Origin of the sequence: Mycobacterium sherrisii (assembly GCF_002102355.1) — a bacterium.
In the GTDB taxonomy this organism is placed as follows: domain Bacteria; phylum Actinomycetota; class Actinomycetes; order Mycobacteriales; family Mycobacteriaceae; genus Mycobacterium; species Mycobacterium sherrisii.
Window position 1 is genome coordinate 18,844 of record NZ_LQPT01000104.1, and the last position, 17,275, is coordinate 36,118.

Below are 17,275 nucleotides of genomic sequence, written 5' to 3' on the forward strand. Positions count from 1 at the left end.
CCATGAAACAGATCCGCCGCTCCCCGTGGAGCTTCGGTGTGCCCCTGGTCTGCTTGCTGGCCGGCCTGCTCATCGCCGCCACCCATGGCGTGGCCGGCGGGGCCGAGATCCGGCGCAGCGACGCCCCCCGGCTGGTGGATTTGGTGCGCGAGACGCAGGCGTCGGTGGATCGGCTCAAGGCCGAACGCGATGAGCTGGCCGGCAAGATCGATTCGACGCATTTGAAGTCGTCCGACGCGGCGCTGGCGGCCATGTTGCGACGTTCCGCCGAACTGGCCGCCGAAGCTGACATGACCCCGGTCCACGGGCCGGGGCTGACGGTCACCCTCGATGACGCCCAGCGTGACGCCAACGGCCGCTTCCCGCGCGACGCCTCCCCCGACGACCTGGTCGTGCACCAGCAGGACATCGTGGCAGTGCTCAACGCCCTGTGGAGCGCCGGGGCCGAGGCAATCCAAATGCAGGACCAGCGGATCATCCCGACCTCGGTGCCGCGCTGCGTGGGCAACACGCTGCTGCTCAACGGCCGTACCTACAGCCCGCCCTACACCATCACCGCCATCGGCAACGCTGCGGCGATGCAGGCCGCGCTGGCCGCGGCGCCGCTGGTGATCCTCTACAAGCAGTACGTCGTGCGATTCGGGCTCGGCTACCACGAGGAGATCAAACCGGACGTGCAAATCGTCGGTCACACCGAGCCGGCGCGCACGCACTACGCCGAGCCGAACGCCCCGATCGGCTACTGACGGCCACTGGAAAGTAGCCGGCCCGCGGCCGAACGGTAACCTGACACGATGCGGATCCTCGTTGTCGACAACTACGACAGCTTCGTGTTCAACCTCGTGCAATACCTGGGGCAACTCGGAGTCGAGGCCGACGTGTGGCGCAACGACGACACCCGGCTGGCGGCACCGCCGGACGGTCACGTCGCGATCGCCACGGAATTCGACGGCGTGCTACTGAGCCCCGGACCCGGCACCCCGGAGCGTGCCGGCGCATCCATCGACCTGGTTCGCGCGTGCGCCACGGCGGCCACCCCGCTGCTCGGAGTCTGCCTCGGCCACCAGGCCATCGGCGTGGCGTTCGGCGCCACCGTCGACCGCGCGCCCGAGCTGTTACACGGCAAGACCAGCAGCGTGCAACACTCCAACACTGGTGTGCTGCAAGGACTTCCGGATCCTTTCACGGCGACGAGGTACCACTCGCTGACCATCCTGCCCGAGTCGTTGCCCGCGGAATTGCAGGTGACCGCCCAGACCCGCAGTGGGGTCATCATGGCCGTGCAGCACACCGAGTTGCCGATCCACGGCGTTCAGTTCCATCCCGAATCGATCCTCACCGAGGGTGGGCACCGGATGCTGGCCAACTGGCTCACTTATTGCGGATGGTCGCGCGACGACACCCTGATCCGCCGGCTGGAGAACGAGGTCCGCTCCGCGGTGCGGCCGTATTTCCCCGAGCCGGGCGCTACTGACCGAACTTCAGCGTGATGATGCCGTCCCGGTTCACCCCGGAACCGGCCGGCGGGTTCTGGTAGACGACTCGGTGCGATTGGGAACCGCCGGCGTCTACGTCGGGGCCCTTGTCGAGCACACCCGTCCAACCCAGCGCGCGTAGCCGCGGCTCGGCGTCGGTCCAGAACATGCCCGTCAGATCCGGCATGGTGAACTGGTTGCCCTTGGACACCTGCAGCTCGATGATCGAGTCCACCGGAACGGTCTGCCCCTTGGGCGGATTGGTGCCGACGATCTCGCCGGCGGGACGGGTGCTGTCCACCTGCGCCTGGGTGATCTTGGTGAAACCGTAAACCGTGAGGTTCTTCTGGGCGACGTCGACGGTCTGCCCGGCGACGTCGGGAACCTGCTTGGTCTCAGGCCCGGAACCGACGATGACCGTGACGACGTTGGTGATGGCCGACGTCTGATTGGCCGGTGGGTTGGTGCCGATCACCTTGCCCAGCAGCTCCGGCGTGGACGGCGAATTCGCCTGCTTGAATTTGCTGAACCCGGCGGCTTTGAGCTTGCTCACCGCGTCGGAGTAGGTCAGCGAGGACACGTCGGGTACTTCGCGTTGCTCGGGTCCGGTGGAGACGTTGATCGTGATCTCGTCGCCCGCGGCTACCGACGCGTTGGCGCCGGGGTCGGTGCTGATCACATGGTCAGGGGGGATCGACGAATCGGGCTTCTGCAACGTGCGGGTCTTGAAGCCCCGATTCTGCAGCGCCGCAATGGCATCGGCGGACACCTGGCCTCGCACGTCGGGCACCGCGACGTCGCGTGTCGAGCCGCCAAATGTGTTGAACGCGATGACGACGACGATCGTCAGCACCGCCAGCACCGCGACCGCGACGACCCAGCGACCGACGGGACCACCCATGCGGTCGGGGTCCACGTCGGTCAGCCGCTGCCGCGGCAGCGGGTCGGTGCGTGGGCCGTGCGTGCTCGAGGCCAGCAGTGAGGTGCGCTCGGCGTCGGTGAGAACCTTGGGCGCCTCGGGGGGTTCGCCGTTGTGCACCCGGACCAGATCGGCGCGCATCTCCGCGGCGGTCTGATAACGGTTGTCCGGGTTTTTGGCCAGTGCCTTGAGTACGACGGCGTCGAGGTCGGCGGAGATGCCGGCGTGCCGTTTCGATGGCGGCACCGGATCTTCCCGAACATGTTGGTAGGCAACCGAAACCGGCGAGTCGCCGGTGAAAGGTGGCTCACCCGTCAGGATTTCGTAAAGCACGCAACCAAGCGAGTAGACGTCGGAGCGGGCGTCCACGGAGTCGCCGCGAGCCTGCTCCGGCGAAAGGTATTGAGCCGTACCGATTACCGCCGCGGTCTGGGTGACGCTGTTGCCGCTGTCGGCGATCGCGCGCGCGATACCGAAGTCCATCACCTTGACCGCATTCGTGGTGCTGATCATGATGTTCGCCGGCTTGACGTCGCGGTGGATGATGCCGTTCTGGTGACTGAAGTTCAGGGCCTGGCAGGCGTCGGCGATGATCTCGATCGCGCGCCGCGGCGGCAGCGGACCGTCGTTGTGCACGATGTCGCGCAGCGTCACCCCGTCGACGTATTCCATGACGATGTAGGGCAGCGGCCCCGCCGGGGTTTCGGCCTCCCCGGTGTCGTACACCGCGACGATCGCCGGGTGGTTCAGCGCCGCGGCGTTCTGCGCCTCGCGGCGGAACCGCAAGTAGAAGCTGGGGTCGCGAGCCAGATCGGCGCGCAGCACCTTGACCGCGACGTCACGATGCAGACGGACGTCACGGGCCAAGTGAACCTCGGACATTCCGCCGAAACCGAGGATGTCCCCTAATTCGTAACGGTCGGACAGGTGCTGCGGGGTCGTCATTGCGGTGTCTCGTATCGGGCCAGAGACAGGTTGGGCATCGGGGGGCTAGCCCAGCTCAGTCCGGTTGGCCTGCTCCGGAATCCAGAATTGCTCACCGCCGGGCCCCGCGTCCAATCCGGGCGCAGAATCGGGCCCGAACCCGTGGGTGTCTTGGTTGGGGGCGGCGGCGCCGTCGTCGGCGGGATCCCGGTATCGGTGACCGTCGGGGGCGGCGGCTGTTGCTGCTGGGTGTCGGCGCGGGAGTTGATGACGATGAGCACCGCGATGATGATGGCCAGCGCCCCAAGCACCCCCGCGGCCCACAGCAGGGCGCGTTGCCCCGAGGAGAACGTGCGTCGCGCCGGCGGCGGCCGGTGACCGGTCGCGGACGGACGGGCGCGGCGCGGGGCGGCGCTGCGGGTGCCGGCCGCGGCGGCGGCTCTGGTCGCCGGGCTCGACGGGATGGCGGCCGGCGAGGCCCGGCCCGGGGGTGGGGTTTGACTGGGCCGCGGCGGTCGACGGCCCGCACGCACCGCGGCCACCGCATCGGCGAACGGTCCCCCGCTGCGGTAACGCATCCCCGGATTCTTGACCAGCGTGATCTCGATCAGTTCCCGCACATTGGGCGGCAGCTCGGGCGGCAGCGGCGGCGGCGGTTCCTTTATGTGCTTCATCGCGACCGTCAGGGCGCCGTCGCCAGTAAACGGCCGCTTGCCCGAAACCACTTCGTAGCCAACGACTCCCAGCGAGTAAACGTCGCTGGCGGGGGTGGCGTCGTGACCCAGCGCCTGTTCGGGGGCGATGTACTGGGCGGTGCCCATCACCATGCCGGTCTGGGTCACCGGTGCGGCGTCGACTGCCTTGGCGATGCCGAAGTCGGTGATCTTGACCTGCCCCGTCGGGGTGATCAGGATGTTGCCCGGTTTGACGTCGCGGTGCACCAGCCCGGCGGCGTGCGCGACCTGCAGCGCGCGGCCGGTCTGCTCGAGCATGTCCAGGGCATGGCGCAGCGACAGCCGTCCGGTGCGTTTGAGCACCGAGTTGAGCGGCTCCCCGTTGACCAACTCCATCACCAGGTAGGCGGTGCGCCCCTCGCCGTCCATTTGGCTCTCGCCGTAGTCGTGGACCGCGGCGATCCCGGGGTGGTTGAGCATCGCGGTGGTTCGCGCCTCGGCGCGGAAGCGCTCGATGAACTCGGGGTCTTGGGAGAACTCGCCCTTCAGCACCTTGACGGCGACCCGCCGGCCCAGTCGGCTGTCCACGGCTTCCCAGACCTGGCCCATGCCGCCGGTGGCGATCAGGCGTTGCAGCCGGTACCTGCCCGACAGCGTCACCCCGACCCGGGGGCTCATGGCTTGCCTCCCGCACGCTGCGGTCCTCGCGCGTTCCGCGCTGCGATCCTCACGCGCGTTCGCCTGCGCGGGCTCATGGGCCCCCCTGCAATGCGGCCTGGATGACGGCACGTCCAATCGGAGCGGCCAAGGCGCCGCCGGTGGCCGACAGGCGGTCGGCACCGTTCTCCACGAGCACGGCCACCGCAACCTTCGGCGCCTGCGCGGGCGCAAACGCGATGTACCACGCGTGCGGCGGAGTGTTGCGCGGGTCGGTGCCATGCTCTGCGGTACCGGTCTTGGATGCAATCTGCACGCCGGGAATGGCCCCTTTCTGCTGTGCGTCCTTCTCGGCTCCGACCATGAGCTCTGTCAGCTTAGCGGCGATCTGCGGCGTTACCGCGCGACGCTGCTGATATGGCGCCGTCGTGCTGATGTTGGCCAAGTCCGGTCCCTTGAGGCTCTCGACCAGGTACGGCTGCATCGTCACGCCGTTGTTCGCGATGGTCGCGGCGATCTGCGCGTTCTGCAGCGGGGTGAGCGCCACGTCCTTCTGCCCGATGCTAGACATCCCGAGGGCCGCCGCATCGGCGATGATCCCAACCGTCGACTCCGAGACCTGCAGCGGAATCACGCTCGGCGTGCTGTCCAGGCCGAACGAGTGCGCCATACTGCGCAGCGCCTCGGCCCCGGTGAGGATGCCCAGCTGCACGAAGGCGGTGTTGCAGGACCTGGCGAAGGCCTCGCTGAGCGTCACCGTCGGCTGGTCGCCGCACGGGGTGCCGCCGTAGTTCTCCAGGGTGGCGGTGCTGTTGGGCAGCGGGATCGTCGGTGCCGCCGTCAGCTGCTCGTTCTCGGTGGCCCCGCTCTGCAGCGCCGCGGCGGTCGTGATCACCTTGAACGTGGAACCGGGCGGGTAAGTCTCCGAGATCGCCCGGTTGACCAGCGGGTTGTCCGGATCGTCGCGCAACCGCTGCCATGCCTGCGCCTGCACCTCGGGATCGTGGGACGCCAGCAGGTTGGGGTCATAGGACGGCGACGACACCATGGCAAGGATTTTGCCGGTGGACGGTTCCAGGGCGACGACGGCTCCCTTGCACGGCGGCCCGCCGCACCCCTGCTGCATCGCGTCCCAGCCGGCCTGCTGCACGCGGGGGTTGATGGTGGTGTCGACGTTGCCGCCGCGAGGATCGCGGCCAGTGAAGAAGTCGGCCAGCCGGCGGCCGAACAGCCGCACGTCGGAACCGTTGAGCAGCGAGTCCTCGGCCCGCTCCAGTCCGGAGCTGGAATACCGCAGCGAGTAGAAGCCGGTCACCGGGGCGTACACCGCCGGGTTCGGGTACACCCGCAGGAAGCGGAAGTGGCTATCGGTGGCGACGGAGTAGGCCAGCAGCTGGCCACCCGCAATGATCTGACCGCGTTGACGCGAGTACTCGTCGAGCAGCACCCGCTGATTGCGCGGGTCGGCGCGCAGACCGTCGGCCGCAAAGACCTGCGTCATCGTGGCGTTGAGGAGTAGCAACACGATCAACGCCATCACGGTTACCGAGATTCGTCGCAGGGAGGCGTTCATACCCGCTCGATTACCTCGGTGCCGGCGGCCGCGATCGGGGCGGTGTCCCGTTTGGGGGTGCGCAACGGCCGGCGCGCGCTGTGCGAGATGCGCGCCAGAATGCCCAGCAGCACATAGTTGGCCAGCAGCGACGATCCGCCGTAGGACATCCACGGGGTGGTAAGGCCCGTCAGCGGAATGAGTTGAGTGACACCGCCGACCACGATGAACAGTTGGATGGCCAGCGTCGAGGCGAGCCCGGCGGCCAGTAGCTTACCGAAGCTGTCGCGGGTAGCGATCGCGGTGCGCAGGCCGCGGACGATGACGATGGTGTAGAGCATCAAGATGCTTGCCAGCCCGACCAGGCCGAGCTCCTCGCCGAACGCCGCGATGATGAAGTCGGTGGCCGCCGCCGGCACCGTGTCGGGCTGGCCGTTGCCCAGCCCGGTGCCGAAAATGCCACCCGTGGCGAAGCTGAACAGCGACTGCACGCTTTGGTAGCCGTTGCCGTCGGGGTCGGAGAACGGGTCCCACCACATCTGCACCCGAACTCGCACGTGCACGAAAATGAAATACGCGACAACGCTTCCCGCGGCGAACAGGGTGAGACCGATGACCACCCAGCTGAAGCGTTGGGTGGCAAGGTACACCACGACGAGGAACGACGCGTACAGCAATAGCGAAGTGCCCAAATCCTTTTCGAAGACCATGACGCCGATCGAGATCACCCAGGCCGCCAACAGGGGCGCGAGATCGCGTGGGCGCGGCAGCGTCATCCCCATCAGATGCTTGCCCACACTGGTGAAAAGACCGCGCTTGGCGACCAGGACCGCAGAGAAGAAGATCAGCAGCAGAATCTTGGAAAACTCGGCGGGCTGAATAGAGAAGCCCGGCAACCGAATCCAGATCTTGGCGCCGTTCTGCTCGGACAGCGACGCCGGCAGGATCGCCGGGATGGCCAGGAACACCAGACCGGTGAGTCCGAAGATGTAGCCGTAGCGGGCCAGCTGCCGGTGGTCTTTGAGGAACGTGACCACGCATGTGAACGCGGCGACGCTGACCAACGTCCACAGCAGCTGCTGGGTCGCACTGGGGTGATGACGTCCGCTGAGCTCGCTGCCGACGAGGTCGAGCCGGTGGATCATGACCAGGCCAAGTCCGTTGAGCAGCGCCACAATTGGCAGCAGTAGCGGATCGGTGTAGGGCGCGAAGCGCCGCACGGCCAGGTGTGCGCTACCGAATACTGCCAAGAAGATCAACCCGTAGCCGACCAGATCCAGGCGCAGCCCCCGTCCCTGGTTGGCCTCGACGATGAGCAGCGCGGCCACGGTGATCAGTGCGGCGAAGCACAACAACATCAGTTCGGAGTTGCGGCGAGTAGGCAGCGGCGGGGTCACCGCGACCGGCGGTTGGACCTGTGTGGTCATGCAGCCGCCCGGCAGTCGATGCCCGGCTGAGGTGGGATTGGCGGGAGGGCGGTCACCGTGGTGGTCGGAGGCGACGAGGGCGCGGGCGCCGCAGGGGAAGTGCTTACGGGAGTGGTGCTCTGGGCCGTACTGCTGGGAGGAGTGGGGGGCGCGGTAGCGCTCGGCGGTGTTGTCCCGCTGGTCGCCGGGGTCGGCGGCGACGTGGCCCGCGGCGGCGGACAGGGCGGCAGCAGGTTGTTGGCCGCGAGCTCTTTGAGTTGCGATTCGGCCTGAGCCAAGGTTCCGGCCGGAAGCCCGGCCAGCACCTGGGCGCGGGCGGCGGGCCGCAGATCCTGTAGTTGCAACAGCCGGCAGTCGAGCTGACCGCTGGACTGGGGGTAGCTGATGATCGATAAGTCGTTGCGCGCGTTGAGACAACCCGCCAAATGCGGCTCGTGCAGAGACATGCCCAGCAGCGACCCCTGAATGCCGCGCATAATCGAGACCATGCCGTTGTACTCGGCGACGTAGTAGTTGCTCCGGATGATCGCCCGCCCGATGGCCAGGCCGGCGAGCGCGAGCAGTACCACCAACGTGACGACGATGAACGTCCGCCGCCATGCCCACCGCGGGTTGGGGGCGGTTTCTTCTTGTGCCGCAACGGGTTTGGCGGCGGGCTTACGAGCGCCGATGGCAGAGGCTCGGCCCGCCGAGGTGTTGGGCAGCGTTAGCTGGTCTTCCTCGCCGGACACGGCGCCGGCCAGGATCGGCTGGGTTTGTCCGTAGTCGTAGTCCACGACGTCGGCGACGACGACGGTCACGTTGTCGGGCCCGCCGCCGCGCAGCGCCAATTCGATGAGACGGTAAGCACTTTCGGCAACGTCGGGGATCTGCAGAGCTTCGTAGATGGTCTCGTCGCTGACCGGATCGGACAGCCCGTCCGAGCAGAGCAGGTAGCGGTCGCCGGCGCGGGCCTCGCGCATGGTCAGCGTGGGTTCGACCTCATGACCGGTCAGCGCCCGCATGATCAGCGATCGCTGCGGATGGCTGTGCGCCTCTTCCCGGGTAATCCGCCCCTCGTCGACCAGCGTCTGAACAAAGGTGTCGTCCTTGGTGATTTGCACAAGCTCGCCGTCGCGGAGCAGGTAGCCGCGTGAATCGCCGATGTGCACCAGTCCAAGACGGTTGCCTGCGAACAGGATTGCGGTCAGGGTCGTGCCCATTCCCTCGAGCTCGGGCTCCATCTCGACTTGCGCCGCGATCGCCGCATTGCCGGCGCGCACCGCCGCATCCAGCTTGGCGAGCAGATCGCCACCGGGTTCGTCGTCGTCAAGATGGGCCAACGCGGCGATCACCAGCTGCGAAGCCACCTCGCCGGCCGCGTGGCCGCCCATGCCGTCGGCCAGCGCCAGCAGCCGAGCACCGGCATAAACCGAGTCTTCGTTGTTGGCGCGTACCAGTCCGCGATCGCTGCGGGCGGCATATCGCAGGACCAGCGTCACGGGCGCAACTCCTCGACCCCGGGTGCCGAGCCGGTCTGGTTGTCGTGTGCGCGGGTCACGGGCGCAACTCAATCGCCGTCTTGCCGATTCGGATCGGCGTTCCGATGGGAACTCGTGCCGCAGTCGTCACCTTCGCCCTGTCAAGGTAAGTGCCGTTGGTCGATCCTAGATCCTCGACGTACCACTCCGAGCCGCGCTGCGACAGCCGGGCGTGCCGCGTCGAGGCGTAATCATCGGTCAACACCAGCGTCGAGTCGTCGGCGCGACCAATCAACACCGGTTGCCCGCTGAGCGTGATGCGCGCACCTGCCAACGCTCCCTCGGTCACCACCAAATAGCGGGCGGCATGGCGGCGTTGGCGAGACGGCAGCAGGCTGCCGCGCAATGCCAAGCCACGACGAACCATGACCGCACCCGTTGGTGCGTAGATATCAGTCTTCAAAATCCGAAGAACGGACCAAATAAATACCCACAACAGCATTAAAAATCCGGCACGCGTCAGCTGCAGTACTAGTCCCTGCATCTGGCGTCCTTTCCGTCCTGGCGCCGCACCTCGTGAAACCAAGCAACGTCACGATACTTGGAGGGCGTTCGACGCGGGGAGAAGCACGGCAGCTTGAGCGCGGTGCGTTCAGTGGATCCGGACGATGATCTCCGAGTGGCCCAACCGGATCACGTCACCGTCGGCCAGCTGCCACTCCTGTACCGGCGCGTTGTTGACGGTCGTTCCGTTGGTGGAGTTGAGATCGGACAGCAGCGCGACCTGCCCATCCCACCGGATCTCCAGGTGCCGGCGCGACACACCGGTGTCGGGCAGCCGGAACTGGGCGTCCTGGCCGCGACCGACGATGTTCGAACCTTCGCGCAGCTGGTAGGTGCGGCCGCTGCCGTCGTCGAGTTGCAGCGTCACCGCCGCCCCGGCCCCTCCGTAACCGCCTTGACCGTAACCGCCATACCCTCCGGCCTGCTGGCCGTAATCGGCGGGCTGGCCGTACTCGGGTGCCTGGCCGTATTCGTAATCACGGTGGGCCGTCTCCGGATAGCCCCCGCCCTGCGGACCGTAACCGCCGGCCGGAATGTTCTCCGCGTACTGGGTGTAATCGCCGCCGGCGTACTCCTGCTGGCCGTAACTCGGGGCACCTTGTTGGTAGCCCTGGTCGTAGCCGCCCTGCTCCGGATAGGACGGGCGCTGCTCGGGCGGGGGCGGGGCCGCGTAACCGGTTTCCTCGGGACGGGCCGGGCCGCGCCCGTAGTCGCCGCCGTAGCCGCCGTAGCCCGGCTGCCCGGCGGGAGGCGGGGGATAGCCGCCGCCGGGCCGGTAGCTCTGGTCGTATGCCTGCCCGCCCTGGTCGTAACCCTGGGCGCCTTGGTCATAGCCGGGTCCGCCATACCCACCGGCGGGAGGCCGCTGCTCATACGACGGTTCGTAGGGGGGCGGGTAACCGCCCTGTCCCTGGTCCGGGTAGCCCCGCCCTTGGTCCGGGTAGCCGGCCGGGCCCGGGTAGCCGCCCTGCGGGGGGTAGCCGCCCCGCTGCTCTTGGTATCCGCCCTGCTCGGGATAGCCACCGCGCTGGTCCTGATAGCCGCCCTGGCCCTGGTCGGGGTAGCGCGGAGGCTGGTAGCCGCCCGGGGGTGGGTAGCCGCCCTGCTCCTGCGGGTACCCGCCGCGCTGGTCGGGTCCGGCCTGCGGGTCTTGGCCGCCGCGTTGGTCGTCTTGCGGACGCGCGTAGTACTCGTCGCCGGGACGCCCCTGCCCCTGACCGCCGCGGTAGCTCGAGTTGTCAGTCATCGGTGGTACTCCTGGTTCTGCGCTGAACGCCTGATTTGATTGTGGCCGGACGGGGTCGTTGCCCGTCGGGCGGGGCTCGACGTCGGGGTTGACAGCACCGCGGGCGCGGAACTGGCCGGTATGCAGGTTCGGTAGCTGCTCGAACCGAACGACGACATCACCATACGTTTCCCACCCCTGTTCATGGAGATAGTCGGCCAGGCATCTAGCGAAAGCGCCCGACGTGAGATCCGGGTCGGCGGCCATCCGCTCGAAGTCGTGCACACCGAGGGTAATGACGTATTCGTTGGGCGCCAAAAGGCGGTTTCCGTGCAGCGGCCGGACACCGTCTTCGGCTTCCCGGCGCAGTAGGGCCTCAATCTCCTGAGGGACGATCGATCCCCCGAGCATCCGGGCGAATGCATCGCCGACCGTTGACTCGAGCTTGCGTTCGATCCGCGCGGCGAGCCCCTTTTGGCTACCCATCCTTCAGCGCTCGCCCGCACTTGTCGCGGTGTCTCGCCGGCGGGAGGCAAACGGCTTACCCGCGTATCGCATCACTCATGCATGGTATCGGGACACCGCCGCGCCGCGTCACCGTGAGAACTCTGAGAATCGCATCCCCGCACTGGTCTTGGGTCGCGTGCAGCTGGCAGGTCGGTGCAGATCGGGGCGGCCCGCGGGAGCGGTTAGGGCCAAGCACTATTACAGTGATATGGTCCTTCGGTTGTTTCCCCGGGCGAGTGGCGGAATGGCAGACGCGCTGGCTTCAGGTGCCAGTGTCCTTCGGGACGTGGGGGTTCAAGTCCCCCTTCGCCCACCATTGTGATGAGTCGGTTCATGGGTGACAGATCCCCTGGCCACCGGCCAGTGTCCAGTGTGCCAACTTTGGGTTGGGTTGTTCGGCGGCGAAGCGGTGATAGGAGCTGCGCGGTGGTTTGCGTGGCTGCCGGGTGACCAGGCCGTGGTGGCCCAGGTGTCCTTGCAGGGTGACCGGGCCGGCGTCAAGGCCGTCGGCGACGAGCTGTGTGCCTGTGAGCACGACAGTGGCGGGTGTAACCCATGACGCGACTCATCTGCCACTTGTGTCGTGAGCTCACACACCCCTTCGCCCACCATGAGCGGTGGTTCGAACTGCGACCACGGGCCGCGCCCAGCTCGGTCAGATTCACGGCTGCCTCGACTCCAACACTGGGTTGTTCACGGGTGCGGCGAGGTATCGGTATGCCGTCGCTCGGCTGATGCCGAACGCTTTGGCGAGTTCGTGAACGGGTTCTCCGGTCTCGGCCAGACGACGGAGTTCTTGCTGTTGTTCGAGGGTGAGTTTGGCGGGTTTGGTACCCGTCAGTGCGAGGTCGCGTTCAGGTGGCGGCCGCAAGTTCGAGGTCTTTAGTCGAGAGCCCGTCTGATGCCTTCGCGCAAGTTAGAGACGGCGCGGTAGTACAAAGGCGTCAGCCGAAGTTAAAGGCAGCAGCCGACGTTCTACTGAGAATGACCACAACGGAGTACGACAGTGATCAGCCCGGATTCGAAACCGTTGACGATTGCGAGCGGTGCCTGCTGTTACTCGACGCGTGCACCGGCGCGATTGTCTCAGCCCTTGGAGACGATCTCGGGTCGCAGCCGAACGTCGTCGACCTAGGCTGTGGTGTCGGTGAACCTGGACTGAGCCTGGTCAAGACCCATCACGACTGGCATCTAACCGGAATCGACTTATCGCGAGCCCTCATCGCGGCAGCCCGACAACACGCCCAAGAGCAAGACCTCACCGACAGAACGACATTCGTCACCGGATCGATGGATCGTCTCCCAATTGACGACGGTACCGTCGACGCGGTCATCTCTCGGATGGGCGCGCTGCTGCTCGGCAACCCGGCGACGACCGCGCGCGAGATGGCCCGCATCCTCGAGCCGGGAGGCCGATTCGCCCTCGCCGTCTGGGCGCGGGCCGAGGACCATCCCTTGCTGACACTTTCGCATCGCGCCATCACCACGCACGTTGCGGCTGATCTGCTACCTGATCTATTCACGTGGTTCCAGCAGATGGCGGCACCGGGCGTCCGCGAGGGTTGGCTGCGCGCCGCGGGTATGAGCGACGTCGTTGTGGACACCTTTGACTGGGTCGTCCACTACCCTGACTTCGACTCCAGCTGGGAACTGGCCTGGTCGATATGGAGCGGCAGTCTCGCCGACCTCGACGAACTGACTGTGACCCGCATCCGGTCGACCCTGCACGAACTACTGGGGCAGTACGAATCCAGGTTCGGTGACGGACATAACATCCCGGCGACATGCCAGATGATCTACGGGACCAGATAGTCAGCTCGTCCTGTGTTCTGCGCGCTCACGGATTTGCTCCAGGCAAGTCGTGAGACGTCCGAATTCTCTAGAAACGAGACACAGCCCTCGGGATGGGCCGCGCAGGTCCGCAATGCTTAACTGCAAGCGTGCGCAGACAACCGGAACTGGCGCGACGCTTCTTCGATCGATTCGAGCCGGTGCATGCCGTGACGTATTTCGCGCCGGAGGCCCGCGCGGCATTCGACGCGCTGGGTTACCGGGGCTTCTGGATGGGCTACTTCGCCGCCCGTTCCGCCCCGCTGGGCCAGGTCGCCCCCGAAGTCGTCACCGCCGTCTTCTACAACTTCGCTCCCCAGCGGGTGGCCAAGGCGCTGCCGGCGGCATGGCAGATCGCCGGTCCGCAGGACGCGCTGCGCGCCCGCCTGGATTCGGCCGTTGCCGCGTTGCGCCGGTATGGCCTCACAGAGGACGAAAACGTATGCATCGCAGCGGAATTAGCGACGAAAACCGCGCGCTGGGCCCCCGCCGACGGGCGCCCGCTGTTCGCCGCCAACCGCGCGCTGCCGTGGCCGGACGGTCCACTCGCGGCGCTTTGGCATGCCACCACGCTGCTACGTGAGCAACGCGGCGACGCCCACGTGGCGGTTCTGACCGCGGCCGGCATCTCCGGCCGGGAGTGCAACGTGTTGCACGCCGCAGCGAATCGCGTTCCACGCGAATATATCGCTCGCACACGGGATTACGATGACGAGGAATGGAGCAACCACGAGCGCCGGCTGGGGAAGCGGGGTGTGCTCGACGAAGACGGATCGCTCACCGCGGCGGGCCGGCAGCTGAAACAACAGGTCGAATTGAGCACCGATGCGCTGGCCCTGTCGGCGCTCGAGGCGCTCAGCGACGACGAGGTGGAGGTCCTGTTCCAGGCGTTGACGCCGATCACCCGGGCGGTGATCGAGGGCGGTGATCTCCCAGCCGTCACCCCGATGTCGTTGCGTCACGACGAATTGCAGGACGCCAGCGCACATTTGGTCTAGCGCAGGCCTACGGATCGCGTGGCAGCAGGCGCTGCTTCTGCTCGACGAACTCGTCTTGGGTGAGAATGCCCGCATCCCGCAGCGAGGCCAACTCCCGAAGCTCGGCGGCAATGCTGGTGATCGGCCCGCCGAGCGGAGCCGGCAGCACCTCGCTTACCTCCGGTGATTTCGCGTCTTTGGGTTTACGGCCGGGCACCCCGATGCGCTCCTTGGCTCCCGCGCCGCCGCTCCCGGTGGCGCCGGCCATCGCCCGTCCGGCCATGCCCGCCAACGCCAGCTGGCTGAACAGGCTGCCCGCGCTGGAGCCGGTGGCTTGCGCGGCGGCCCCCACGGTGGCGGCCGGCAGCGCGGTCGTCAGCGCACGCAACTCCGGTGCCGCGGCCGCCCATCCCGGCGGCACCGACAACCGGCCGACTGAGCTCGCTTGATTGAAGCCACCGGTAACCGTTTCGGTTGGGTTGGTGAGCACCGGAAATGATGTCGGCGGGACCGACGCGTTGCCCGGCCACGCCTGCACGCCGGCCCAGCCGCTGACGATGTCATCGGTGTGCACACCGGTGTAGTAACCGCCGACGTCGTAGGGCAGAGCCGTAGTCCCCAACGAGGTGTCGGCGGCCAGGCTTGCCGCCCCGAATTCGGGGTCGAGGAACACCGCGCTCAGGTCCGCCGCTAGGCCGAGCGCATCCCGCCCGCCCAACCCCGGGAAGGCCAGGTCGGTTGCGCCCAAGTCGGCCACTTCCTGGCCTGCGACGAAGGTCTGGGGCGTCGACCCCACGACGCCCCGGGCATCACCGGCCGCGGTGTTGACGGCGGCGCGGACCGCCGAAGCTTGGCCGGCGGCCCCGTCGCTGCTGGTGTTCGACGGCGGGGATTGGAAGGGTTGCAACCGGCTGGCCGACGCCGCGGTTGCCGCATAGGTCTGCATGGCACCGGTGTCCTGGGCCCACATCTCGCCGTACTGCGCCTCGGTCGCCGCGATCGCCGCGGTGTTCTGGCCGAAAAAGTTGGTCGCCACCAGCGTGGCCAGCAGCGCGCGGTTGGCCGCGACGACCGGCGGCGGCACGGTTTCGGCGAATGCGGCCTCGTAGGCGGCGGCTGCCAGCATCGCTTGGCTGGCGGTCTGCTCGGCCTGCGCGGCCGCGGCCGTCACCCAGGACATGTATTGGGCGGCCGCGGCGGCCATGGTGGTCGCGGCGGGGCCGAGCCAGGGACCGGAGGTCAGCTCGTTGATGGCTGATTGATAGGCGATCGCCGTCGAGTGCAGCTCGGCCGCCACGGCTTCCCATGCCGACGCGGCGGCCAGCATCGGCGCGGAACCAGGCCCGGCATAGATGCGCGCGGAATTTATCTCCGGCGGCAATGAGGCGAAGTCCATCATGTTCCCTCCGACAAAAGTCGCCGCCCCGCCGACGGCTAGGTGTACGGCAAACGAACGAAAGTACCGCCCGCGCTGAGTACCCCGTGCCCCCGGTTTTGCTTATGAAAATCTTTAGTCGTCGCATTGCGACAACAACCTCCGCCCGGAAGCCCGGGAACCGTGTTGCCGTCAGCACCCAGTTACCCAGCTGTCCTGGTAGGACAGGTTAAGCCATGCGGCGCAACTCTCCGTGCGGAACACTTCAACGTTGGCGCGCCGGGCGGGCCTGAAAGTTCGCGGTGCGGCGGCGCCGCGGACCCGACTTGCACCGCCCGGCGAACGCGGTCTATCGGCCCCGCTAGTTGCTGGGTTGGGTCTGCACCCAGCCCTGTACCTCGGCGGTCACCGGGTCGGTGAGCTCGTCAAACTCCGGATGCTTCTTCAGGACCGTGCCCACCATCGAGCACACCGGCACGATCCGCTTGCCGGCGTCGCGGGCGCCGTTGAGCGCCGCCTCGACGAGGATGGTCGCCAGGCCTCGCCCGCCGTACTCGGGGTCGACCACCGTGTGATAGAAAACACGCTGGTTATCGCGGTCCGCGTAGTCGGCGCGGCCGACCGTCTTGCCGTCGACGGCGATGGTGTACGTCCGGTGTCCCTCGGTGACCGTGGTTTCTGCGCCGGTCTTATCGGTTGTAATTTGTGTCCCTCTCTCTCGTTGCGCGCGGTAATGGCCGGGGCCGCAGCCGGGTGGTCGGCAGCGGCGGGGCGGGCAGCCTCGCGACCGAACCCCGATAACCCGCGACGGCACCGAAGCGTGCGTCGGCGTCCTCCCACAGTCGGCGATAGCGAACGATCTCTTCGTGATCGCGCCCGACGAAGTTCCACCACACCAGTAGCTCTTCGACGGACGGGGCGCCACCCAACAGCACTACCCGCGCCGGCTGCTCCCCAAAATTACGCAGCCGCAGGACGGGGCTGCCGGGCGCCTGGTAGCCAAGCTCACCGGCGGCCAGGTGGACGGCGCTCATCTGCACACTGCCGACGTCGCACAGGACGCCGTGCTCGAACGTGGGGTCGAGGTCCAGCTGCAGTTCGGCCTTGCCGTCGAGATCGAGCTGGGCGCCCAGCAGCGGGCTGAAGGTGGGCACCGGGGAACGGCTGCCGGCCAGCTCGCCGAGAAACACCCGCGCCACCGCCCCCGGCAGCGCAACCGGGTCGGGCACATGGTGCGCGAAGTCCCGTCCGGTGTCGCGGTCGGCGTCGGGCAGCGCGACCCACAGTTGCACTCCGTGTAGCAGGGCATCCGATTCGACCGACACCTCGGAATGGCAGATGCCGGCGCCGGCGGTCATCAAGTTCAGTTCGCCGGGCCGGACGAAAGCGCGCACTCCTGCACTGTCTCGGTGCTCCACTTCCCCACTGAACAGCCAACTGACCGTTTGTAGTCCCGTGTGCGGGTGGGGCGGAACGTCCATGCGCGCGCTGGTCGGCCCGTAGTGGTCGATGAAGCACCACGCCCCGATGAGCGATCGCTGTCGCTGCGGCAAGGTGCGCTGCACTCGGATCGCCCGCGGCCCGCCCAGCGGCACCTCTCGCGGGCGCAGCACCTCCGTGTCCGTCGTGCGGGAGGTGCCGCACGCGACTTCGGGCGGGGCGGTTTCGAGATTGCTCACCGTGCACCCTTCGTTGCGGGCGTGATACGG

15 protein-coding genes, 1 tRNA gene and 1 pseudogene are annotated in these 17,275 nt (G+C 67.4%); 5 read left to right on the plus strand and 12 right to left on the minus strand.

What is annotated here, in order from left to right; genetic code table 11:
* Positions 1-2 precede the first annotated feature (2 nt).
* Positions 3-746: a DUF881 domain-containing protein gene (locus AWC25_RS22190; RefSeq protein WP_069401010.1), complete on the plus strand. Its 744-nt coding sequence runs from the start codon at positions 3-5 to the stop codon at positions 744-746.
* Positions 747-794: 48 nt separating this feature from the next.
* Positions 795-1,490, plus strand: a complete 696-nt coding sequence (locus tag AWC25_RS22195) for an aminodeoxychorismate/anthranilate synthase component II (protein WP_069401011.1) — start codon at positions 795-797, stop codon at positions 1,488-1,490.
* Here AWC25_RS22195 and pknB read toward each other — a convergent pair.
* The 7 genes from pknB to AWC25_RS22230 all read right to left on the minus strand — a co-directional run bounded on the left by pknB (position 1,468) and on the right by AWC25_RS22230 (position 11,363).
* Entirely contained in the window at positions 1,468-3,339 is a 1,872-nt protein-coding gene (gene pknB / locus AWC25_RS22200; RefSeq protein ID WP_069401012.1) for a Stk1 family PASTA domain-containing Ser/Thr kinase, read from the minus strand. The genes AWC25_RS22195 and pknB overlap by 23 nt on opposite strands.
* Positions 3,336-4,670, minus strand: a complete 1,335-nt coding sequence (locus tag AWC25_RS22205) for a serine/threonine-protein kinase (protein ID WP_069401013.1) — start codon at positions 4,668-4,670, stop codon at positions 3,336-3,338. The genes pknB and AWC25_RS22205 overlap by 4 nt, the downstream gene beginning before the upstream one ends.
* A gap of 73 nt (positions 4,671-4,743) precedes the next feature.
* Positions 4,744-6,222 carry a D,D-transpeptidase PbpA gene (gene pbpA / locus AWC25_RS22210; protein ID WP_069401014.1) on the minus strand — a complete coding sequence of 493 codons (1,479 nt, stop codon included), beginning with the start codon at positions 6,220-6,222 and terminating at the stop codon, positions 4,744-4,746.
* On the minus strand, positions 6,219-7,628 hold the full coding sequence (locus tag AWC25_RS22215) for an FtsW/RodA/SpoVE family cell cycle protein (protein WP_085167664.1): 1,410 nt from the start codon (positions 7,626-7,628) through the stop codon (positions 6,219-6,221). Before AWC25_RS22215 ends, pbpA begins: the two co-directional genes overlap by 4 nt.
* Positions 7,625-9,109, minus strand: coding sequence for a PP2C family protein-serine/threonine phosphatase (locus tag AWC25_RS22220; protein ID WP_085167666.1), 1,485 nt, complete (start codon positions 9,107-9,109; stop codon positions 7,625-7,627). The genes AWC25_RS22215 and AWC25_RS22220 overlap by 4 nt, the downstream gene beginning before the upstream one ends.
* Before the next feature lie 55 nt (positions 9,110-9,164).
* On the minus strand, positions 9,165-9,632 hold the full coding sequence (locus AWC25_RS22225; RefSeq protein WP_061557684.1) for an FHA domain-containing protein FhaB/FipA: 468 nt from the start codon (positions 9,630-9,632) through the stop codon (positions 9,165-9,167).
* Between the two features lie 108 nt (positions 9,633-9,740).
* On the minus strand, positions 9,741-11,363 hold the full coding sequence (locus AWC25_RS22230; protein WP_085167668.1) for an FHA domain-containing protein: 1,623 nt from the start codon (positions 11,361-11,363) through the stop codon (positions 9,741-9,743).
* 251 nt (positions 11,364-11,614) lie between these two features.
* Between AWC25_RS22230 and AWC25_RS22235 the strand changes: the two genes are divergently transcribed.
* A tRNA-Leu gene (locus tag AWC25_RS22235) sits at positions 11,615-11,700 on the plus strand.
* A gap of 15 nt (positions 11,701-11,715) precedes the next feature.
* On the opposite strand, the gene AWC25_RS22240 is transcribed toward AWC25_RS22235, so the two are convergent.
* Positions 11,716-11,919: a hypothetical protein gene (locus AWC25_RS22240; RefSeq protein WP_084229386.1), complete on the minus strand. Its 204-nt coding sequence runs from the start codon at positions 11,917-11,919 to the stop codon at positions 11,716-11,718.
* A 126-nt stretch (positions 11,920-12,045) separates the two neighbouring features.
* A pseudogene (locus AWC25_RS22245) lies at positions 12,046-12,225 on the minus strand (helix-turn-helix domain-containing protein); the annotation flags it as partial.
* 143 nt (positions 12,226-12,368) lie between these two features.
* Here AWC25_RS22245 and AWC25_RS22250 point away from each other — a divergent pair.
* Positions 12,369-13,196 (plus strand): class I SAM-dependent methyltransferase, encoded by an 828-nt coding sequence (locus AWC25_RS22250; protein ID WP_085167670.1) that lies wholly within the window; start codon positions 12,369-12,371, stop codon positions 13,194-13,196.
* Between the two features lie 128 nt (positions 13,197-13,324).
* Positions 13,325-14,212, plus strand: coding sequence for an SCO6745 family protein (locus tag AWC25_RS22255; protein ID WP_085167672.1), 888 nt, complete (start codon positions 13,325-13,327; stop codon positions 14,210-14,212).
* Between the two features lie 7 nt (positions 14,213-14,219).
* On the opposite strand, the gene AWC25_RS22260 is transcribed toward AWC25_RS22255, so the two are convergent.
* From AWC25_RS22260 to AWC25_RS22270, 3 genes are all read right to left on the minus strand, one after another.
* Positions 14,220-15,587 (minus strand): PPE family protein, SVP subgroup, encoded by a 1,368-nt coding sequence (locus AWC25_RS22260; RefSeq protein WP_085167744.1) that lies wholly within the window; start codon positions 15,585-15,587, stop codon positions 14,220-14,222.
* A gap of 340 nt (positions 15,588-15,927) precedes the next feature.
* Positions 15,928-16,269: a GNAT family N-acetyltransferase gene (locus AWC25_RS22265; RefSeq protein ID WP_069401073.1), complete on the minus strand. Its 342-nt coding sequence runs from the start codon at positions 16,267-16,269 to the stop codon at positions 15,928-15,930.
* Positions 16,256-17,245 carry a pirin family protein gene (locus AWC25_RS22270; protein WP_069401021.1) on the minus strand — a complete coding sequence of 330 codons (990 nt, stop codon included), beginning with the start codon at positions 17,243-17,245 and terminating at the stop codon, positions 16,256-16,258. The genes AWC25_RS22265 and AWC25_RS22270 overlap by 14 nt, the downstream gene beginning before the upstream one ends.
* Positions 17,246-17,275 lie beyond the last annotated feature (30 nt).